Below are 18,699 nucleotides of genomic sequence, written 5' to 3'. Positions count from 1 at the left end.
GGTGTGCTCCTTCGAATCGAAAATTGGTGTCACACGTCCCAGGCGACCGGCAGGCTCTTGACCCTGTAGATGTCGGCGCTCTCCGGGCGCAGGGCGATCTCTTGTGCCGGTACGGCCAGCCGTAGCGAAGGGAGGCGGTTGAGCAGCGCGGGGTGTGGCCGACGCCGGAGACGATCCGGCGTGCACGTTGCCGCATTTCACCGAGGTGGGGGCTGCATCGAACGCCCGGAACGAAGCGAGCTGCTCAAACCCGTCTTTGACGTCGGGCATCCAGGTTGATGCCGTCGAGCGCGATCTTGTCCTTGTTCGCTTGCCGTACCCGCTAGGCGATCTTGCGGCGGTAGGTGTTCATGGCGAAGGCGTAGGCGAGGACGAGGATGCCGGCGCACCAGGCCAGGGCGATCCAGATGTCGGTGCCGACGGGCTGCTGGGTGAACAGGTCGCGGATGGCGTTGACGATGGAGGTGACGGGCTGGTGCTCGGCGAAGAAGCGCACCGGGCCGGGCATGGTGGCGGTGGGCACGAAGGCCGAGCTGAGGAAGGGCAGGAAGATGAGCGGGAAGGAGAAGGCGCTCGCGCCGTCGGGGGTCTTGGCGGTGAGACCGGGGATGACGGCCAGCCAGGTCAAGGCCAGGGTGAACAGGGTCAGGATGCCGGCGACGGCGAGCCATGCCGCCACTCCGGCGCTGGAGCGGAAGCCCATGAGCAGGGCGACGAGCAGGACGACCACGAGCGAGGTCAGGTTCGCGATCAGTGAGGTCAGCACGTGCGCCCACAGTACGGATGAGCGCGCGGTCGGCATGGACTGGAAGCGCTCGAAGATGCCGCTCTTAATGTCGGTGAAGAGGCGGAATGCGGTGTAGGCGACGCCTGAGGCGACCGTGATGAGCAGGATGCCGGGCAGCAGGTAGTTCACATACGAATCCGACCCGGTGTTGATCGCGCCGCCGAAGACGTAGACGAACAGCAGCATCATGGCGATCGGCATGATCGCGGTGGTGACGATGGTGTCCACGCTGCGCGTGATGTGGCGCAGGGATCGTCCCAGCAGGACGGTGGTGTCGCCGAAGAAATGCTTGGTCATCGCTGGTCCTTACTCGTCCGTGCCGACACGCGGTGTTTGCCGGCGTCGCCGTCCGTGCTGTTTTCTTTGTCGGAGCCGACGAGGGTGAGGAAGACGTCCTCGAGGGTGGGCTGCTTTTCGATGTATTCGACCTTGGCGGGCGGCAGCAGCTGCTTGAGTTCGGCCAGGGTGCCGTTGACGATGATCCGGCCCTCGTGCAGGATCGCGATCCGGTCGGCGAGGTGTTCGGCCTCGTCCAGATACTGGGTGGTGAGCAGCACCGTGGTGCCGTGCTGGGCGAGTTCCTTGACGGTCTGCCACACCTCGATGCGCGCCTGGGGGTCGAGCCCGGTGGTCGGCTCGTCGAGGAAGATGACCGGCGGGTTCCCGACGAGGCTCATCGCGATGTCCAGGCGGCGGCGCATGCCACCTGAATACGTCGACGCCTTCCGCTCGCCCGCCTCGGTCAGTGAGAACCGCTTCAGCAGGCTGTCGGCGATCTTGCCCGGGTGTTTGAGGTGCCGCAACCGGGCGACCAGCACCAGGTTCTCCCGGCCGCTGAGGATCTCGTCGACGGCGGCGAACTGCCCGGTGAGGCTGATGGCCTCCCGCACGTCCGCCGGTTGCGTGGCCACATCGAAGCCGTTGACGCTGGCCGTACCGGCGTCGGCTTTGAGCAGCGTGGACAGGGTTCTCACGACCGTGGTCTTGCCTGCCCCGTTCGAGCCGAGCAGGGCGAAGATGCTGCCCCGCGCCACCTCGAAGTCCACGCCGCGCAGCACCTGCAGGTCCTTGTAGGACTTTTTCAGGCCCTGCACGCGGATCGCAGGCCACTGGACCTGATTGAGTGTCATCTGGATATCCGTTCTCTCGTTACGGCTTGTTGCCCGTGACGCGATCGATCGATGGCGTTGGTCGGCTGGTCGCGCTTCCGGCTGATACGGGCGTGCTGTGTCGTCATCAGACGGTCCTGTCGTCCTTTCCGGTGTCTTCGCCGGCGGCGCGGTCGATGGCGCTGATGAATCGGTTCCGCTCCCGGCTGATCCACTGCCCCAGCGGGTAGTTCTGTACGAACGCCTCAACGAACTCCAGGGGGTCCTGCCCGAAGATCTCGCGGATCGGGGTTCCGTCCGCCGTGCCCTGCTCGAACAGATCGGCAAGGTCCTCGTACATCGAAACCGCGCCATCCCCCGGCCCGAAGTGCACCAGGTATCGCTCCAGCGCCTCGACCGCCGTGCGATAGTTCTCGGGGAGCTCTCTGATGCGCGCCTTGTACCGCCACCAGCGCCTCTTGTCCTCGAGCGGCCCGGTGAGCTTCTCCAGGTACTGCCGCGGTCCTGTGGCCATGTCTAGTCGCCTCCTTCGGGAAGTCGCTGGAGCCGTTCGGTGAGGAAGCTCCAGGTCCTCCAGAACTCCTCGAGGTAGTCCAGCCCTTGAGCGTTCAGGGAGTACACCTTGCGCGGCGGCCCCTTCTCCGACGGAACCTTCTGTACGTCGACGAAGCCGCGCTGCTCGATCCTGATCAGCAGCGCGTAGACGGTGCCCTCGGCGATGTCGGCGAAGCCCTGATCCCGCAGCCGCGCCGTGATCTCGTAGCCGTAGGCGGGTCGGCCGGACAGGATCGCCAGGACGATGCCCTCCAGCGTTCCCTTGAGCATCTCCGTCACCTGCTTGCCCATGGAAACACCTCCCTCCAGCTATTCAGTGTTGCTGACTACTGGTAGACGGTAACACTGACTACCGGTATCTAGCAACACTGAATAGCTAAGGCGTGTGGGCGCCGGCGACCTGATCGCTGTTCGTGAGCGAGCCCGCATCCACCCCGCCGCGGGGACGGGTGTGGCCAGGACCGAGCTCAACCTCACCTACCTGCCCATCGGCGGGTACGAGATCAGGGTCACCGCCGTCAACCCGGCGGGGGAGGGCCCGCCGAGCGAGGTCAAGGGCGCCAACCTGCTCCCCACCGAGAGACGGGCATTGGAAATACTCACGGATCTCAGCCAGACCGGCCGGGCTCGTCGTCGGTGCCACTGGGCAACGGCGTGGCCAGGTACTGCGCCTGACCGCCCTCGCGATGCGCCGGGACCACCATCTCTCTGGCGATCGCGTTGGCCACGGTCGCGCCGTGCTCGCGCCTGATCAGGTGCAGACACAGGTCGATCCCGGCCGCCGCGCCCGCCCCCGTGAGCAGGTCGCCCTCGTCGACATTCGTGCCAGCAGCCGCCGCAGGCCGACATGTCCAGACTGGTGCCATGAGTGACGCACCCAGCGGCCGCGAGGCCTCCTTCCAGGTACTGACCACCGGTTACACCGGCTCGACCGGCCCCGGCGTGGCGGCGACGGCCTCCTACATAGCCGACGGCGACCTGCGGATCGTCTTCGACCCCGGCATGGTGGACGAGCCGACGTCGATCACCGGCCCGCTGGCCGAGCTCGGCCTGGCGCCCGAGGACATCACCGACGTGGTGCTCAGCCACCACCACCCGGACAACACTCTCAACACCGCGCTTTTCACCCGTGCGCGCATCCACGACCACAAGGCGATCTACGCGGGGGACACCTGGACGACCAGAGACGCCGAAGGCTACGAGTTCACGCCGTCCATCCGCCTCCTGTTCACCCCCGGGCACAGCCACGAGGACGTCACCCTGCTCGTCGGGACCCCCGACGGCGTCGTGGCGCTGGCCGGAGACCTGTGGTGGCGCGCCGACGGCCCGGCCGGCCGTACCGACGACAGCGTGCCGCTCCTCGGGCTGCCGCTTGTCACGCTGACGGACAGGGTTTGCGGATCGGCCTGCGACCACTTCACTTCCGCGGTCAAGGACCTGAAGGTCGGTCCCCTGGTCGGCACGCGCACCGGCGGTGTCGTGTCAGGCCCCGCCAGCGCCTACACGCTCTCGGACAACAGCGCGTTGCTGCTGCCCACGCTGCACCATCTGGGGCCGAACCGGGAGATCGTCAATGGCATCGGCGTCGCCCCCGACCACTACCGGCCGCTGACAGCCAGGGACCTGTCCACCGGCAAGGATCCCGCCCTGGAGAAGGCGCTGGACATCCTGACTTCGAGCACGAGCGTGAAGCCGACGCCATCCGCCGGCCCGACCTCATAATGCGCTGTGTCGGAGTGATGTGGTGAGGCGGAACCCATGGCAGGCCACGGCCTGCCATGGGTTCCGCCTCGGGCCCCGGTAGCGGGGCCGGTCAGTTGGGCCGCGCCGTACCCGAGACCGGGCGCCGGCGTGGAAGGGCCGGTGCGCGGCGGCCAGCCGGTCAGTGCATGCGGTAGCCGACGCGGGTGATGGTCTCGATGACGTCCGGGGCGCCCAGCTTGCGCCGCAGTTTGAGCATGGTGAGCCGCACCGCGCCGGTGAAGGGGTCGGTGTGCTCGTCCCAGACCTTCTCCAGCAGGTGTTCGGTGGACACCACCACGGCCTGCCGCCGGTTCGATCCCATGGCCAACCAGCCGGCGGGCGCGGACACCCAGACCCAGGAGCGGATGCGCAACCTGGCCAAGTGCATGCGCGAGCACGGCGTGGGATCCTTCCCCGACCCGGAGCCGGGCGGCGGCGTGCGGCTGGACGCCCAGGTGCAGCAGGATCCCGACTTCGCCAAGGCGCAGAAGCTGTGCATGGGCAACGTGCTCGGTACCCCACGGAGCGGCGGCAATGGGTGAGGCGGCGCTCCGGCGGTCTGCTCGCCCTCGCCGTACCGGGAAGATCATCGCGATCGCCGGCTCGGGGATCCTGGCCGCGGCGGCCTTGGCCACGGCGCTGATCACGCGAGGTGGAGTCGTCCGCGACACGCCGGCGACCGGTCAGCTGCCTCCCAGCACCGCTCAGATGGCCCGGCAGACGCTCAGGGACACCACTGACCTGAGCGGGCTCATCGCTCTACGTCAGCTTGCCTCGCTTTCCTTCGTGGGGAGGCCGCGTGCGCTGGTGAGGATCCTGAAGCTCGCCGTGTTGGAGGGCGTCTTCGACTGGCCCGCCGTCCATGACCAGATTTCCCGATCAGCCGACGACCGAACAAGGTAGCCATGGCTAGGTGCGGCACATCGCTGTCGCTAAATGACGATGACCACTTTGCCGCGCGCGTGGCCGGCGGTCAGATATCGCATGGCCGCCGGAGTCTCGCTCAGGGGAAAGGTCCTGTCGATGACCGGGGTGATGTCTCCGGTCTCGATGAGCTCGCCCAGTCGCTGAATATCCTGCCCGCGCTCGTTCGTCAGCAGCCCGCGAAGGCGCTGGCTCACGAACGGCGACAGCATGATCGCACGGAGGGTGCGGCCCATGCCGCCAAGCCACCGTCCACCGCCTTCGCCACCACACAGGACGAGCGTCCCGTGGGGTGCGAGGGCGCGTCGCAGATGCGACAGAGAGCGGTTGCCTGCAATGTCCAGAATGACGTCGTAGCGGCTCTTGCCGTTCGCGAAGTCCTCACTCGTGTAGTCGATGACGTCGTCGGCCCCGATGGATAGGACGAGGTCCACTTTCGCTGTGCTGCACAACCCGGTGACGTGGGCTCCGAAAGCCTTCGCCACCTGCACAGCGAATGTTCCGACGCCCCCTCCGGCGCCGATGATGAGCACTCTCTGGCCGGGCCGTACGCGGCCGGCATCGCGCACGGCCTGCAGGGCGGCCAGAGCGGAGACGGCCACAGCCGCCGCCTGCTCCATGGTGATGCTCGAGGGCTTGGGAGCGAGCTTGCCCTCCTCGGCGCGCGCGTACTCGGCGAAGGACCCTTCGCCGATGCCGAACACCTCGTCACCCGGCTTGAAACGGGTCACGTTCTTGCCGACCGCGTCGACGCGCCCGGCGAGCTCGCGGCCGCGCACCCGCCCCTTCGGCGCGCGGAACCCGAAGCCCAACCGCATGAGGTACGGCATGCCGGTCATGAGGTGGATGGCGCCCTGGTCGAGGCCGGCCGCGTGCACCTGGACGAGGACGTCGTCATCCCCGGCCGTCGGCCGGTCGATGTTCATGAGCTTCAGGACGACGGGGGAACCGTAGCTGTCTTGAGCGATCGCCTTCATCACGTTTCCTCTGGCAGCTCGGGACGGCACAGGGGTCTCACGGCCGGACCACCGCGACGGAGGTGCGCGCATGTTGGAGAACACCGAGAGTGATCGATCCCAGCATCACGGTGCCGATCGCACCACGTCCCTGTGAGCCCACCACGACCAGATCGGCCTTCTCTGCGGCACCGACGAGCGCGGCGACGGGATGGGCCAGCCGTACATCTTCGATCACCGATACCTGGGGATAGTCCTGTCGCCAGCCCTGCAGGAGCCTGGCCGCGGTGCGGCGCTGAGCGGCGTGGATCTCGTCCAGCTCATCGGCGCGAGCCTGCGCGGGCGGCAGCCACGCGTAGACGGCGCGCACCGCGGCGGTGCGCAGCCTCGCCTGCTCGAAGGCGTAGGCGAGGGCAGGCTCGCAGGCACGGTAGTCGTCGAGCCCGACCGCGATCTCCCCGAAGACGATGTCGGGGCCGGAGCGTACGACGACCACCGGGCCGTGCGCGTGTCCCGCGACGTGCGCGCTGACTGAGCCCAGCACGCTTCCGAGAAACCCGCCGTGCCCCCGGCCGCCGATCACGATTTCGGCGGCATCGGCGGCCAGCCCGCGCAGCACCGCCGCCGCGGCACCTTCCAGGAGCTCGCAGGTGACGTCGATGCCGGGCTGCCGCTTGCGCGCGACGGCCTCGCCGTCGGCCAAGATGCTGTCATCCGACCCCAGGGACGCGTACGGCGAGCGGTCAGCGACGTGGACGACGCGCATCCCGGTGGCCGCGCGGGCGGCGTCGTCGGCCGCCCATTCAACAGCCGCCGCGGCAGCGGGAGAACCGTCGGTTCCGACAACGATGACCCGAGGCATGGCCCCTCCATATCGGTTGATCCCGCACGAGTGTTGATCAGGTCGCGCCGGCGTCAGAGGGCACGACCGGTTCCCCGCTGATGACGGGGGTGCCGGGGTCGGCGCCGCCGAGATCGATGCTGAAGGGCGGGTAGCTGTCGGTCATCAGGGCGACGTAGGCGGCGACCCTGAGCCCCCAGCGGTTCAGGCCGATGATGGCGTCGAACAGCGGCGGGGGGTACGCGCCGGTGACCGCGAGCAGTACTCCCGCGATCAGGACGAGCAGCCCGACCAGGCCGCCGCCGCCCCAGGACCAGGCCTCGCCGCCGACCTTCCAGCTCAGCCAGCCCCCGCCGCCGAACAGGATCCCGAGGATCAGCAGGTGCGGGATGGCCAGCAGCCACTTCACCAGGACGAGGCCGCGGTGCAACCGCTCCGGGTATTCGACGTCCAGCGCGGCCGGGTAGCCGGGGACCGCCGCCAGCGTGAACGGCGGGTAGCGGTCGGTGCCGAGCGCGTTGTAGGCGTAGAAACCCACCCGCCAGCTCCACCGGAGCACGCCGACGTTGAAGTCGAAGATCGCTCGTGGATAGTGCCCGGTGATCAGGATCGCGACCAGCGCGACCAGGCTGAGCAGCCAGAACACCGTCCACAGAGCGATCAGGACCAGCACATGCGGGACGATCAGCAGCCATTTCACCACCCACAGCCAGCGGGACAGGGGGCCCTCCAGCCGCCCGTCCACGTGGATCGGATATGGCCTGTCTCCGGGCGTGGTGCTCATGGCCGCTTCCTCTCGCGTTGCCTCCAGCCAACCCAGTCGACGGAATGACGGAAACATCCAATCCAACCAACCGTTATCACCAGCGCCGATTACAGCAGGTGAGGCGCAACACGGGCAGCCGCTTCTCTCGCGTCGGCACCGCCTGACGCCCCAAAGGCCGGAAGTCTGCGACTCCAACCCACAGGCGCTGGGGCGGGTCCTATCGAGGCTGGATCGAGACCGCCGAACCCTGACCCGAAACCCCGAGCTCAGTGGATCGGCGAAATGGTCAGCCGGCTTGGCATCCCAGGTCTGCCCGTCGGTGCAGAAGGCCTGCTCGAAGCGGGCCGTGTCATCGCCCGTGCGTGTCCAGGTGTGCCGCACCCGCAGGCCAGTCGGCAGGGTTTGGTAGAAGTGACCCACGCCGTCCCGGAATCCGCCCACGCAAGGATTCCAGTCAGGTGTGGCGCCGTCGCCGTGGCCCGCGTCCGGTTCGCCCGCTCGCCGATGGCCGAGCTGGTGACCAGGGTGCGCGTCCTGCTGAAGCCGATCCCGCTGTGCACGCCCCCTGGCTGCGGCTCGCCCGCGCTCGCGCGAGCTGGCTGAGCCTGCTGCCCGCGCTGCTGAGCGACCCGCACACCGTCCCCGACTTCCTGCTGACCCACTCCTGTAGCTCCAGGTCGGAGTAGGTGGTGAAGCCGCCGCTGGCGTACACCGGCACCGACGAACGCGCCTGTCCGAGCAGCCGACACAGCGGTAGGAGAGGCTGTCGCGCACCGCGTACGGCAGCACCTCCGGGTGCAGGTGGGTGTCGCTGACAAGCATGACTCGCGGGGGTGTTGTCTAGTGGTCGGTGATGAGGGCGTCCAGGGCTGCTTGCTTGTCGGCTTCGCTGGGCAGGGCGTAGCGGCGGGTGGTGTCCAGCGAGCCGTGGCCGAGGAGTTCGGCTGCCACGATGGGGTCCTTGCCGTTGCGGATGAGCTGGGTGGCGAAGGTGTGGCGTAGGACGTGCGGGCTGAAGGGCTCGGTCGGGTCGTCACCCAGGCCGACGGCGTCACCCAGGCCGGTGATGATGTCGCGGGCGGCGCGGTCGCTCAGGCGGCCGCCGCGGTGGTTGAGGAACACCGCGCCATGGGTGTCGGCCCCCTTCCAGTCAGCGCGGGTTGCCAGCCAGTCGGTCAGGGCCTGGCACAGGTCGGGGTGGACGGGCAGCAGACGGATCTTGCCGTCGTCGCGCCCTTTGCCGCGGATGCGCAGTTCGCCCTTGCGGGCCGACAGGCGCACGTCAGCCACATCGAGGCCGACGACTTCGGAGATGCGCAGGCCGGCGAAGTAGGGCAGCAGGGCGAGTGCCTTGTCACGCGGGGATGCTGTGAGCTGGACGTGGCGGAGGTAGCGCCGGGCGCGCCGGGCATCCAGGGCGCGGGGGGCGGTGCGGCGGGTGTCACGTTCGCGGCGGGCTTGGGGCTTGCCGAGGCTGCGGCGGGCGTAGAAGTCGTCGATGGCCGACAGGTAGCTGTCGATGGTGTTGGGGGCGCGGCGGCCGTTCTTGAGGTGGCGGCGGAAGTCGCGTACCGCGCCGGTGGCCGCGATCGGGTCGGTGAGCGGGTCGCCGTGCAGGGCGCCGGTGTCTGTCTGGTCGGCCAGCCAGGCCAGGTAGCCGCGCAGCCGGGAAGCGTACTTGGTCTTGGTGGAGTCGGCCAGCGCGGCGTGCTTGAGCGCGGCGGTTCGAGCGTTGGCATTCAGGTCTGCGTCACCCCCGGCGAACCACCACCGGCCCTCTTCGCAGGGCCCGGACAGGTCAGGCAAAGCATGGCGCCGACACTTCTTTCTCAACCCGCGCCGCTCAGCGCCGCCTCCTCCGCGATCCCCCGGGTCGATTCCGCGCTACGGCTCAGTCTCCACCCGGTGCCGAATCGGCGAGCGGTGGTGGACGGGGCCTGGTGGCCCTACTCCCGCGACGCGACCGCCGAGCTGCCTGACCTCATCGCCGCCGTCGACCGGCTGCTTGATCGAGCCACGCTCCGCATCGGCGTTCATCGCGATACGTGGCAGAACATCCCGCGCCGCATCCCGGCACGCGGGCGCCAGGTCCGCATCGGCTGGTTCCGCCACACCGACCCGCGCGTGATCACTCTCATCTTCGCCGCCGGCGAGCCGGTGGTCTTGCTGGTCATCCCGCCGGGCACCGCCGCCGGCGCGGCCAAGGCCACGCTCAAGCTCACCGCTCAGAACATCGCCGGCATGGCGGTCGACGACATGCTCACCCTGGCGAGCCTGCCACCCGATCCCGCGCTCCGCGCAGGGACCGCCGGCAGCCCGGCCCGCGGGGAGAACGAGGGCGGATCGGTCATCGCGCAGGAAGCGACCGGCGCAGGTGATCGACCGCCAGTACCGGCGTGAGGCCACCCACGTACCCCTGCCGGCTGGATCGAGCGGTTCAGGTACCGCCCGTTCTGGCGGCGGTCCGATCTCCGGTCGGCAGGAGACTCATCCATCTTTCCCTTCTCCGAACGGGAGACCTTCCATGACCGTCATCGACACCGCCCCGCTCGGCGGGGCAACCGCCTCAGCACCGACCCTCGTACACCTGTCGGGGGACATCGACATCTTCAGCACCGCCCAGCTGCGTCAGCGGCTGCTCAATACTCTCGACTACAGCACCAACCTGCTCATCCTGAACCTGTCCCAGGTCACCTTCTGCGGCGACGGCGGGTTGGCTGTGCTGATCGGCGCGCAAAACCGTGCCCGGGCACGGGGCATCACGCTGGCGCTGACCGGCGTTCCGCCGCGCGTGGCCCGGCTGCTGCACATCACCGGCCTGGACCGACGCTTCCTCGTCGTGGTTTGACCGGCATGCCGATCACGCCACGACCTCGCCGAGGCGGGCTATGACGGCAACTCGCCGTTCCCCCATCCTGCCACGCGCGCACAGGCCGGCCTCGCCCACGGGACGCTGACCGCCGCCATCGTGGTCGCGCCGTTCATCGCGCTGGGCGCTGGCATCCGGCTGGCGTGGTCGCCCCCTCGCTGACCTGCTGCTGGCGCGCCGAACCACAACAGTGGGGCCTGCTATCGCTGCTGGTGATGGGGCTTGCTGGGATTGGCTGTTTCCGCGGCCTCGCGGGTCAGGTTGACTGATGAGTGATCAGGTGGCGCATGTGGGCGTCGCTGTCGCCATAAAGGGGGTCGTGATGACCCTGAACACAGAAGGCATGAACGTGACCGTGCGCGCCGGTCTGAATGGTCAGGCGCCGCGCTGCGACCACCTCGACCTGCTCCCGGCTGTGGAGCGCGGGCTACCCGAATGCAAGGAATGTCTGATCCTCGGCTGGATCTGGACGCGCCTGCTGGTGTGCCTGACCTGCGGGTGGGTGGCCTGTTCCGACGATTCGACCGGCAGCCACGCTCGGGCGCACTACCAGGAGACAGACCACCCGGTGTTCGCGGCGCTGGAGGCGGGATCGTCCTGGCGATGGTGCTACGTACACGGACGGACTGTGTGAGCGGGACGAAAGAGACTCATGACTGTTTCTGAACGACCGGTGAAACGCCCGCCGGACTACGACGGCGCATCACCTTTCCCTGGCGCAGGCGAGCATACTCCGGATGATCATGGTGCTGTCCTTCTTCGCGCTCGGTATCGCGATTTTCCTGGCGTGGGGGCAGGGAATCGCGCTTGTCTGCTGGCCGGAGCCTTCGATGTCGTGACCGCAATCAACCGTTGAGGTCTCCATCAAAGCCGGGGCGGTTCAGGCCTCCAAGGCGATGATCCGGCAGACGGTTTCCACAAGCGTGCCCTGATCTACAAGTTTCCCAGGCCCGAGCCTCTAGACGCAGCTACCGACCGAGATTGGAAACCGGAGCTGTGGCCCCTTCGCGCATCGGCTCGATCTGGGTTAATAGCGGTGAGGTCCGACGTGCCCGTCGAACAGCAGGCACGGAGCCTGCTCGTCTCCGTAGGGGGAGCGCGGGTCCGGATCGGGGTCGGCGCGTTCGGCCGGGCACGGCGGCAGCGTGACGAGTTCGCGGGCGCGGATGTCCCAGCGGATCCAGATGAATCGGTCCGGCCCGGGCAGCAGCTGGACGTGCGCCGCGTGGGCGCCCGCGTGGCCGGGCTGCAGCTCGCACCCGTAGACGGCCTTGCGCTCGTGCTGGCCGCCCTCGGCCAGTGGAGCCCACTCGGCGTCGGTGAGCACGTTGTAGTGCGGGCAGTCCTGCTCACCGGTGTGCCGTTGCAGCCCGGTGGCGAGCGCGGCCGCCAGCCCCGCCGCGGTGAAAACCCGATGGACGGCATTGTGGACCAGCTCGACGTCGTCGTCGCTCAGCTCCGCCGCACCGAGCTGGTCGGCCAGCAGCCGCACGTGGGTGGCGAAGTGCCGACACGCGTCGACAAGCGCGGTCACCGGAGCCACCGCGTCATGCGGCGGGTCGGTCGGCGCGTCTTGGTGTGTCACAACGGATACGCTACGCCGCCCTCCAGGCATGCGCACGGCGGCGGGCGAGGTTGCGTCCACGGACGTGGTGTACGAGTTTCCCCAGCTAGATGGCATGGCGTCGGGAAATGAGGACGGCCATCGCGTGACGCTTCTATGTCTTGTCAAGCCGCCTCCGGGACCGTGTCCCGCTCGAAAACACGGCGATGATCAAGACATTGTCGGCGCGTTGCGCTAGCTCGATCCAACGAACTCAATGATCTTCGTTTATGTAGTGAATGCCAAAACCTGCTGGTGGAACGGCACATCGTCGTCGTCGAAACCCCAGGTTGCCGGGTACGACAACCAGAGCATCACCTGATCGCGGAACCACCACCGGCGTTCCACGATCAGTCGGCCGCCCTCTTCTCGGGATCACTCCGTGCAGATCGAGGATGAGATCGGAAAAGGAGAGTGCTCGCCAGGACCGCGCTTGCTACCCGATTAAACGCTTGTCCGCTCAGCGGGCACCATGCCCCGCTCTGCCCGACGCGTATGGCAGCGCCCCTGCCGCCCGCCACAACCCGGCAGCGGGGCACGGTCGGCAGCCGGATCCAGGAGGCGGCGGGTGGCTCAGGGGTAAAAGGCCGCTCGGTCGGTGACCGAGCGGCGCACGATGCGGACGGTGCCCAGGAATTTGATCCGGTCGGGGTCGATCCCGGCCGCGGTGGCGGCGGTGCAGATAAGTGTGCATAACGCCCAGTGGGTCAACAGGTAGGCCCAGATTTCCTGGTAGGCGAGCTCGGGAGTGCGCGAGCGCAGGATCCGGCCCGGCCCGCGCAGGTGCGTCTTCAGCTGATCGATGCCGGTCTCGGCCTCCCAGCGATCATGGTAGCAACCGGACAGCTCCTCGGCGGTGGCCTCGGCCGGGTCGAGGATGCTGGTGATCAGCCGGTTGTGCTCGCCCTTGCGGTTAGGCACCGTGTAGTCGACCACCCGCACGAGCACCGCGTCGTCGGGATCGAGGTCTCGGCCCTGGCGGGCGGCCTCGCGCAGCCGATCCTTCTGCGAGCGGTGCAGGCCGCTGGGCTTGGTGATGACCGCGAGCCAGGACCCGTCGGCCAGGTCACGCAGCCAGTACGGGCGCAGACCCGCCTGGACGCGCCAGAGCAGGTGCGCGCCGCTGCGCCGGGCCTGGTTCCAGGCGGGGAAGCTGTAGAAGCCGCGGTCGGCGGTGAGCAGCATCTCCTCGGTCAACTGCTCATACAGGGAGAAGGCGAGGGTCTGCTCGCCTGCCCAGCAGCCCGCCACGTCAGCGGCCACCGTGGCGTGGCTCGCGCACTCGCTGATGACCACCACCCGGGCCTGGGGGAAGGCGGTCTCGTTCCCGCCCGCGCTGTCGCGGCCGAACTCGGCGACGTTGGCCTCGGTGTCGGGCAGGTCCACGACGAACCCGTCGATCGCCATCACCCGCCGGCGGCCCAGCCACGCTCCCGGCGTCGACTCGGTCGCCGCGGGCGGCGTGACTTGCCGGAACACCTCCTTGACCACCTCCGTCCCCAGGCGCTGCCGGGCTTGGATGATCGCCCCGCGGGTCGGCGCCTGCCAGTGCGATCCGGGCACCAGGGCCAGCATGCCCGTCAGTTTCTCGGCGACCTCCTCGTAGTCGTCGTCGGGGTAGAGGCACAGCGCGATCAGCAGGTAAACGACCACATGAGCGGGCAGCTTGCGTACGCGACGCTCCCGGCATCCGTGCGTGGCGATGGCCGCGTCCAGGACCTGGCGAGGTGTCAGTGACGTCAGCGCGCCAACCGGCACCAGATCCGTCAACCGCCCCGAACCGCCTGCGCCACCCGACAAGATCACCGGGCGAAGCTACCAGCAAGATCGCTATCTAAACGGCATCGGCCTCTGCTTCAGGGGACGAACGCCGGACTCGCGATCATGCTGTGATCAGCACACCCTCAACCGAGGATGAAAAGGGATCACCGTAAAAGAAGATCTAACAGGGGCATCCATGGCGCGTATGTGCTCTATGGATCCATCCCGCTATTCTGTGGAACCATTGCGGTGATTTGGACTTTGATATGCGCAAAGGAAATCGGGGCCGACGCGTACATAATGCGTTGGCTGATATGTCGAGTTTTGTAGGCCGCAGGGGAGAGTTGTCGCAGGCGAAGTCGCTGCTCTCGAGTTCTCGCTTGCTCACGTTGACGGGTGTCGGTGGAGTGGGGAAGACGCGGCTAGCCCTGCGCCTGGCCGAAGACGTGTCGCGGGCGTTCCCAGGCGGAGCCTGGCTCGTGGATCTAGCTTCACTGCAAGATCAGGAGCTTCTTGATTCGACGGTCATGTCCGCGCTCGGGCTGGGAGAGAAGGCGGTTCATTCACCCTTGATCCAACTCTCGGAATATTTGGCCGACAAGCGGCTGTTGATCATTCTTGACAACTGTGAGCACATGGTGAACAGCTGTGCGATCCTGGCGAAAAGATTGCTTGAGGCAGCACCACAATTGCAGATCCTGGCGACCGGTCGTCAGCCGCTGGGGATCGAGGGCGAATCGCTCTTCACAGTGCCGCCGTTGTTGCTACCTGAGTTGGACGCGCCAGCGATGGTGTCATCGTCGGAGGCGGTGCAGCTGTTCGTGGAGCGTGCGACAGCGATTTCACCGGATTTCACTCTGACCGAGCAGAACAGTGAGACGGTGGCGGGGATTTGTCGACGGCTGGACGGTATCCCACTGGGGATCGAGCTGGCGGCGGTGCAGGTGCGGGCGTTGCCGGTACAAGAAATCCTTGAGCGCCTTGATCAGCGGTTCCGGCTGTTGGCAAAGGGGGATGGCACGGCATTGCCGCGCCATCAGACCTTGCGGGCGGCGATCGCCTGGAGTTACGACCTGTGTAGCGCCCACGAGAAGACTTTATGGGCGCGGATGTCTGTGTTCTCCGGTACGTGTGATCTGGAGGCGATCGAACACGTATGCTCCGGTGGCGGGATCGCCATGGAGGAGGTATTGGATCTGGTAGCCGCACTGGTGGACAAGTCTATAATATTCCGCCAGGACCATGGATCCCGCGCCAGATACCGTCTGTTGGAAACGGTCCGAGAGTTCGGTGCTGACTCGCTGGCCTCATCGGGGGAACAGGCGGAGATGCGGGCGCGACATTGGGACTACTACCGGCGTCTCGTCCAGGGTGGTGAGGTCGATTGGTTCGGCCCAGACCAGGTGGAATGGACCCTTCGGCTATATACGGAACGGTCCAACCTGCGTGTGGCGCTCGAATACAGCCTTACCGAGCCCGGCGAGGAACATGCCGGGCTTGAGGTTGCGGCTACACTGCATATTCTCTGGATGATCACTGGTGCTCTGCGTGAAGGATGCAGATGGCTGAAACGGGCGCTCGCGCTTAACCCCGAGCCGACGAGAGCCCGGGCCAAAGCCCTGTGGGGGCATGCCTATCTGCTGATCGTGCTGGGTGATATCGAGGCCGCTCTGTCAATGCTGCAGGAATGCCGCACATTGGGTGAACAGCTGAACGATCCCCTGGCGCGCGCCTACGCCAACCTGTGGACTGGTTCGGCCAAGATGTATTCGGGGGACTTCTCAAGCGCCCTTCCCTTGTTGGAGGAAGCGCTCGCCAGGCATCGAAATATCGGCGATCTCTTCGGCATCTACCTCGCGTTGAGACATCTGTCGATGGCTTCCACGCTTACAGGTGATCCCCGAGCCGCGGCTTTCGAAGAAGAGTGTCTCACTCTCTGTGAGGCTTACAGTGCGGATTTCTCCACGTCGTGGGCTCTATGGACAGCCGGATTCGGAGAGTGGTGGCGCGGTGACTCAGAGCGGGGTGTCGCGCGTATTCGTGCTTCCCTGCGACTCAAGGTTCTCATCGACGACATGGTCGGCGAGGCTTACTGTGTTGAGGTGCTGGCCTGGGCCGCTGTGACCACGAAAGACTTGAAGCGCGCCGCCCGTCTGTTCGGTGCCGCACACGTGATCTGGAGTAGAGTCGGGTCCACCCTCCTCGGATTCGGGGCCTTCCAGCGGTTCCATGACCCACTTGAAGAGCAGGTACGGCGCGAACTGGGTGATGCCTACCCGAAGCTCTTTGCTGAGGGAGAAAAGCTCCAGATGGACGATGTCATCAGCTATGCGCTGGGTGAGAAGGCGCCCTATCCGGCGGTTGCGGCCGCAGATGAGGACAAGCCGGTGCTCACTGCGCGGGAGCGAGAGGTTGCCGAACTGATCGGCCTAGGGCTGAGCAACAAGGAGATTGCATCCAGGCTAGTGATCGCCCAGCGCACAGCAGAGGGGCACGTCGAACACATTCTTACCAAACTCGGCTTCAGTTCTCGTTCTCAGATCGCCGTTTGGGTAGCCAAGCACTGATAGCAGTGTCCCTGCCGAAAATGTCATCCGTGCAGGTCATCCGGCTTGCCGAATTGATCCCAAGGCGCCGGCTGCGGCTCCTCGTGGATCCGGACACCGTCCTACGCTGGCATCGCGATCTGGTGAAGCAGCGTATGCCCGCGCCTGTCGGCTCAAGCGGCCTGGGCGCCGGCCACCGTGCGGTCCATCCGCGTGCTCATCGTGCGGCTAGCGGCCCCGCTGCGTACTGTCCCGGATCCGATCACCGATCCAGAGCCAATCGCCGACCTGAACATACGCCGACGCGATCGACTCGGAGGAGTCCTCCACGAGTACTCACATGCCGCTTGAACTGCATGGATGCAATTTTCGGCAGGCACAGTGTCCAGCAACCCTACAGACCCCGAATCAACGCCAGGGACTGTCGTGCTCAGCTGGGCGGGGCCCCGGTCAGAGGTGCCCGATGGCGGTGTGGTGGCGAGATGGCACTCAAATGGACGATAGTCAGACGAACGCGGGCCGGGCCCTAGCCTGCGGGTTCTGGTCTACTTGACTGGGAGGGCTCGGGGGCCGAAGGGGCGGAGGCGAGTCGTGATGGATCGCTCATCGAAGGCAGGCCAGCGTGGCGGGTGAGGCCCGGATGGCGCGGGTGTGGTCGCGGATCGGTGATTGCGCTCGGGCTGACGGCCGTCCGGTGTCGGTCGCGCACGCATGTATCGCGTGCGCGGGGGACGTGGGTGCGGCTGGGGCGGGCTTGTCGATGAGCCGTGGCAGCACGCTCAGAGAGCCGGTGTTCGCCACCGACGCGCGCAGCGGCGAGCTGGGCGACCTGCAGTTCACCCTGGGTGAAGGACCGTGCATGGACGCCATGACCAGGAACGAAACGGTGCTGGCCGCCGACCTGGCGTCGGCCGGTAGTAAGCGGCGATGGCCGGTGTTCGCCCCGGCCGCTGTCGCTTTGGGGGTACGTGGGGTGTTCTCGATTCCCATCGGCGCGGGTGCGGCCCAGTTCGGGGCGCTGGATCTGTACCGCGATGGGCCTGGTCTGCTGTCGCATGGGCAGTTGCTGGACGTCCTGGCCTACGCCGACGCTCTGCTGGTGTTGATGCTCGATCATCGCGGCGGTATCAGTCCCAGCTTGGGCAGGTTTCTCGACGAGGAGTTCACGGAGCGGCGTGCGGGTGTCCACCAGGCGGCCGGCATGGTGAGCGTCCAGTTGCGCGTCAAGGTGGCCGATGCACTGGCTCGGCTGCGGGCCTACGCCTACGCTCAAGATAGACGACTTATAGAGGTGTCGGCCGCGGTCGTGGCCCGACGATTGCGGTTCGACCCCGACACCGGGGAGGGTATCGAGGACGTCGACGGCGCTCAGCCCCGAGATGGTCGCCCGTCCGAGACCGACGTGACAGGAAAGGAGGAAGCGGAATGAACACCTCGCAGAACAAGCTCGCTCGGCAGACATTCGTGGAGCTGGCCGATACGCTGATCACCGACTACGACGTCATTGACTTCCTCGACTTCCTCACCCAGCGGGTCGTCGAGTTGCTCGCGGTGACCGCGTGCGGAGTCCTGGTCGCCGACCATCACGGCACCTTGAACCTGCTGGCCGCCTCCAGCGAACAGACCCGGCTGCTGGAGCTGTTCCAGCTGCAGAACTCCCAGGGGCCCTGCCTGGACAGCTACCGATCCGGGGACAGCGTGCACTGTGAGGACCTCACCCAGACCGAGGGCAGGTGGCCGCTGTTCGCCCCGGCCGCCGTGGCCACCGGCTACAGGGCGGTGCACGCGCTGCCGATGCGGTTGCGTGACGAGGTCATCGGCGCGGTGAATCTGTTCAGCGCCGAACCCGGACCTCTGGATTCCGAAGACGTCGAGCTCTGCCAGGCCCTGGCCGACGTTGCCACCATCGGCATCCTGCACGAACGCGTTGTGCGAAAGGGTGAGGAGATCACCGACCAGCTCCAGGGCGCGCTGAACAGCCGGATCATCATTGAACAGGCCAAGGGCGCTCTGGCTCAGCAGATGGGAGTAACCGTCGACCAGGCCTTCACGATCCTTCGCGGCCATGCCCGACGCACCAACAGCAAGATCACCGAGATCGCGCACGCGGTCGTCGAGAACGGACTCCAGATCACCGTGCCGGCGTCGGCTCGAACCCAACCCGGTGCCACGGGCTGACTCGAGTCGCGTCGGCCGCGGGCCGCTACACCCCCCTCGGCCGGCCTTCGGACCACGTCGA

General features: G+C 67.0%; 20 protein-coding genes and 3 pseudogenes. 10 read left to right on the top strand and 13 right to left on the bottom strand.

What is annotated here, in order from left to right:
- Positions 1–29: 29 nt before the first annotated feature.
- The 6 genes and pseudogenes from ACIBHX_RS44215 to ACIBHX_RS44190 form a co-directional block, all read right to left on the bottom strand.
- A pseudogene (locus tag ACIBHX_RS44215) lies at positions 30–152 on the bottom strand (cytochrome P450); the annotation flags it as partial.
- 170 nt (positions 153–322) lie between these two features.
- A complete protein-coding gene (locus ACIBHX_RS44210) occupies positions 323–1,084 on the bottom strand; it encodes an ABC transporter permease (protein ID WP_397073963.1) in 762 nt (253 codons plus the stop codon).
- Positions 1,081–1,917: an ABC transporter ATP-binding protein gene (locus ACIBHX_RS44205; protein ID WP_397073961.1), complete on the bottom strand. Its 837-nt coding sequence runs from the start codon at positions 1,915–1,917 to the stop codon at positions 1,081–1,083. Before ACIBHX_RS44205 ends, ACIBHX_RS44210 begins: the two co-directional genes overlap by 4 nt.
- Before the next feature lie 106 nt (positions 1,918–2,023).
- Positions 2,024–2,410 carry a DUF1048 domain-containing protein gene (locus tag ACIBHX_RS44200; RefSeq protein ID WP_397073960.1) on the bottom strand — a complete coding sequence of 129 codons (387 nt, stop codon included), beginning with the start codon at positions 2,408–2,410 and terminating at the stop codon, positions 2,024–2,026.
- A gap of 2 nt (positions 2,411–2,412) precedes the next feature.
- On the bottom strand, positions 2,413–2,742 hold the full coding sequence (locus ACIBHX_RS44195; RefSeq protein ID WP_397073959.1) for a PadR family transcriptional regulator: 330 nt from the start codon (positions 2,740–2,742) through the stop codon (positions 2,413–2,415).
- 347 nt (positions 2,743–3,089) lie between these two features.
- Positions 3,090–3,269 (bottom strand): annotated as a pseudogene (locus tag ACIBHX_RS44190) (AraC family transcriptional regulator); the annotation flags it as partial.
- Positions 3,270–3,315: 46 nt separating this feature from the next.
- Here ACIBHX_RS44190 and ACIBHX_RS44185 point away from each other — a divergent pair.
- Positions 3,316–4,173: a S41 family peptidase gene (locus tag ACIBHX_RS44185; protein WP_397073958.1), complete on the top strand. Its 858-nt coding sequence runs from the start codon at positions 3,316–3,318 to the stop codon at positions 4,171–4,173.
- Between the two features lie 160 nt (positions 4,174–4,333).
- Here ACIBHX_RS44185 and ACIBHX_RS44180 read toward each other — a convergent pair.
- Positions 4,334–4,489, bottom strand: a pseudogene (locus tag ACIBHX_RS44180) (winged helix-turn-helix domain-containing protein); the annotation flags it as partial.
- A gap of 25 nt (positions 4,490–4,514) precedes the next feature.
- On the opposite strand from ACIBHX_RS44180, the gene ACIBHX_RS44175 reads away from it, so the two are divergent.
- Together ACIBHX_RS44175 and ACIBHX_RS44170 are read left to right on the top strand one after the other, a co-directional pair.
- Positions 4,515–4,736 (top strand): hypothetical protein, encoded by a 222-nt coding sequence (locus ACIBHX_RS44175; RefSeq protein ID WP_397073956.1) that lies wholly within the window; start codon positions 4,515–4,517, stop codon positions 4,734–4,736.
- Positions 4,729–5,097, top strand: a complete 369-nt coding sequence (locus ACIBHX_RS44170; protein WP_397073954.1) for a hypothetical protein — start codon at positions 4,729–4,731, stop codon at positions 5,095–5,097. Before ACIBHX_RS44175 ends, ACIBHX_RS44170 begins: the two co-directional genes overlap by 8 nt.
- Before the next feature lie 29 nt (positions 5,098–5,126).
- On the opposite strand, the gene ACIBHX_RS44165 is transcribed toward ACIBHX_RS44170, so the two are convergent.
- From ACIBHX_RS44165 to ACIBHX_RS44155, 3 genes are read right to left on the bottom strand one after another with little or no spacing between them, the layout of a single operon-like run.
- Positions 5,127–6,095 carry an NAD(P)-dependent alcohol dehydrogenase gene (locus ACIBHX_RS44165; RefSeq protein WP_397073952.1) on the bottom strand — a complete coding sequence of 323 codons (969 nt, stop codon included), beginning with the start codon at positions 6,093–6,095 and terminating at the stop codon, positions 5,127–5,129.
- A 37-nt stretch (positions 6,096–6,132) separates the two neighbouring features.
- A complete protein-coding gene (locus ACIBHX_RS44160) occupies positions 6,133–6,936 on the bottom strand; it encodes a universal stress protein (protein WP_397073951.1) in 804 nt (267 codons plus the stop codon).
- A gap of 37 nt (positions 6,937–6,973) precedes the next feature.
- Positions 6,974–7,699 (bottom strand): DUF4389 domain-containing protein, encoded by a 726-nt coding sequence (locus ACIBHX_RS44155; protein WP_397073949.1) that lies wholly within the window; start codon positions 7,697–7,699, stop codon positions 6,974–6,976.
- 536 nt (positions 7,700–8,235) lie between these two features.
- Here ACIBHX_RS44155 and ACIBHX_RS44150 point away from each other — a divergent pair.
- Complete coding sequence (locus ACIBHX_RS44150; protein WP_397073948.1) at positions 8,236–8,367, top strand: hypothetical protein; 132 nt, start codon at positions 8,236–8,238, stop codon at positions 8,365–8,367.
- Positions 8,368–8,521: 154 nt separating this feature from the next.
- Here ACIBHX_RS44150 and ACIBHX_RS44145 read toward each other — a convergent pair whose 3' ends face one another.
- Entirely contained in the window at positions 8,522–9,487 is a 966-nt protein-coding gene (locus ACIBHX_RS44145; RefSeq protein WP_397073947.1) for a tyrosine-type recombinase/integrase, read from the bottom strand.
- A 3-nt stretch (positions 9,488–9,490) separates the two neighbouring features.
- Between ACIBHX_RS44145 and ACIBHX_RS44140 the strand changes: the two genes are divergently transcribed.
- From ACIBHX_RS44140 to ACIBHX_RS44130, 3 genes are all read left to right on the top strand, one after another.
- Positions 9,491–10,081, top strand: coding sequence for a DUF5994 family protein (locus ACIBHX_RS44140; RefSeq protein ID WP_397073945.1), 591 nt, complete (start codon positions 9,491–9,493; stop codon positions 10,079–10,081).
- 124 nt (positions 10,082–10,205) lie between these two features.
- Complete coding sequence (locus ACIBHX_RS44135; protein WP_397073944.1) at positions 10,206–10,529, top strand: STAS domain-containing protein; 324 nt, start codon at positions 10,206–10,208, stop codon at positions 10,527–10,529.
- 289 nt (positions 10,530–10,818) lie between these two features.
- On the top strand, positions 10,819–11,184 hold the full coding sequence (locus tag ACIBHX_RS44130) for a UBP-type zinc finger domain-containing protein (protein WP_397073942.1): 366 nt from the start codon (positions 10,819–10,821) through the stop codon (positions 11,182–11,184).
- Between the two features lie 393 nt (positions 11,185–11,577).
- Here ACIBHX_RS44130 and ACIBHX_RS44125 read toward each other — a convergent pair whose 3' ends face one another.
- Both ACIBHX_RS44125 and ACIBHX_RS44120 read right to left on the bottom strand, forming a co-directional pair.
- On the bottom strand, positions 11,578–12,135 hold the full coding sequence (locus ACIBHX_RS44125) for a hypothetical protein (RefSeq protein ID WP_397073940.1): 558 nt from the start codon (positions 12,133–12,135) through the stop codon (positions 11,578–11,580).
- 591 nt (positions 12,136–12,726) lie between these two features.
- Positions 12,727–13,959: an IS4 family transposase gene (locus ACIBHX_RS44120; protein WP_397073939.1), complete on the bottom strand. Its 1,233-nt coding sequence runs from the start codon at positions 13,957–13,959 to the stop codon at positions 12,727–12,729.
- Between the two features lie 335 nt (positions 13,960–14,294).
- Here ACIBHX_RS44120 and ACIBHX_RS44115 point away from each other — a divergent pair, with 335 nt between their 5' ends.
- From ACIBHX_RS44115 to ACIBHX_RS44105, 3 genes are all read left to right on the top strand, one after another.
- Positions 14,295–16,481 (top strand): ATP-binding protein, encoded by a 2,187-nt coding sequence (locus ACIBHX_RS44115; protein ID WP_397073937.1) that lies wholly within the window; start codon positions 14,295–14,297, stop codon positions 16,479–16,481.
- A 601-nt stretch (positions 16,482–17,082) separates the two neighbouring features.
- On the top strand, positions 17,083–17,889 hold the full coding sequence (locus tag ACIBHX_RS44110) for an ANTAR domain-containing protein (RefSeq protein WP_397073936.1): 807 nt from the start codon (positions 17,083–17,085) through the stop codon (positions 17,887–17,889).
- The gene (locus ACIBHX_RS44105; RefSeq protein WP_397073934.1) at positions 17,886–18,638 is read left to right on the top strand and encodes a GAF and ANTAR domain-containing protein; all 753 of its coding nucleotides are present in this window, start codon (positions 17,886–17,888) and stop codon (positions 18,636–18,638) included. Before ACIBHX_RS44110 ends, ACIBHX_RS44105 begins: the two co-directional genes overlap by 4 nt.
- The last annotated feature ends 61 nt before the right edge of the window (positions 18,639–18,699 follow it).

Source organism: Nonomuraea sp. NPDC050536, assembly GCF_044457685.1.
In the GTDB taxonomy this organism is placed as follows: Bacteria; Actinomycetota; Actinomycetes; order Streptosporangiales; family Streptosporangiaceae; genus Nonomuraea.
Note: the sequence above shows the minus strand (reverse complement) of the source record. Positions and strands in the feature narration are given on the sequence as shown.

Coding starts and splice junctions, on each gene's coding strand:
- ACIBHX_RS44105 (WP_397073934.1), top strand. CDS start 17,886: ATGAACACCTCGCAGAACAAGCTCGCTCGGCAGACATTCGTGGAGCTG.
- ACIBHX_RS44155 (WP_397073949.1), bottom strand. CDS start 7,699: ATGAGCACCACGCCCGGAGACAGGCCATATCCGATCCACGTGGACGGG.
- ACIBHX_RS44160 (WP_397073951.1), bottom strand. CDS start 6,936: ATGCCTCGGGTCATCGTTGTCGGAACCGACGGTTCTCCCGCTGCCGCG.
- ACIBHX_RS44130 (WP_397073942.1), top strand. CDS start 10,819: ATGAGTGATCAGGTGGCGCATGTGGGCGTCGCTGTCGCCATAAAGGGG.
- ACIBHX_RS44185 (WP_397073958.1), top strand. CDS start 3,316: ATGAGTGACGCACCCAGCGGCCGCGAGGCCTCCTTCCAGGTACTGACC.
- ACIBHX_RS44140 (WP_397073945.1), top strand. CDS start 9,491: ATGGCGCCGACACTTCTTTCTCAACCCGCGCCGCTCAGCGCCGCCTCC.
- ACIBHX_RS44135 (WP_397073944.1), top strand. CDS start 10,206: ATGACCGTCATCGACACCGCCCCGCTCGGCGGGGCAACCGCCTCAGCA.
- ACIBHX_RS44205 (WP_397073961.1), bottom strand. CDS start 1,917: ATGACACTCAATCAGGTCCAGTGGCCTGCGATCCGCGTGCAGGGCCTG.
- ACIBHX_RS44170 (WP_397073954.1), top strand. CDS start 4,729: ATGGGTGAGGCGGCGCTCCGGCGGTCTGCTCGCCCTCGCCGTACCGGG.
- ACIBHX_RS44195 (WP_397073959.1), bottom strand. CDS start 2,742: ATGGGCAAGCAGGTGACGGAGATGCTCAAGGGAACGCTGGAGGGCATC.
- ACIBHX_RS44210 (WP_397073963.1), bottom strand. CDS start 1,084: ATGACCAAGCATTTCTTCGGCGACACCACCGTCCTGCTGGGACGATCC.
- ACIBHX_RS44200 (WP_397073960.1), bottom strand. CDS start 2,410: ATGGCCACAGGACCGCGGCAGTACCTGGAGAAGCTCACCGGGCCGCTC.
- ACIBHX_RS44165 (WP_397073952.1), bottom strand. CDS start 6,095: ATGAAGGCGATCGCTCAAGACAGCTACGGTTCCCCCGTCGTCCTGAAG.
- ACIBHX_RS44175 (WP_397073956.1), top strand. CDS start 4,515: ATGGCCAACCAGCCGGCGGGCGCGGACACCCAGACCCAGGAGCGGATG.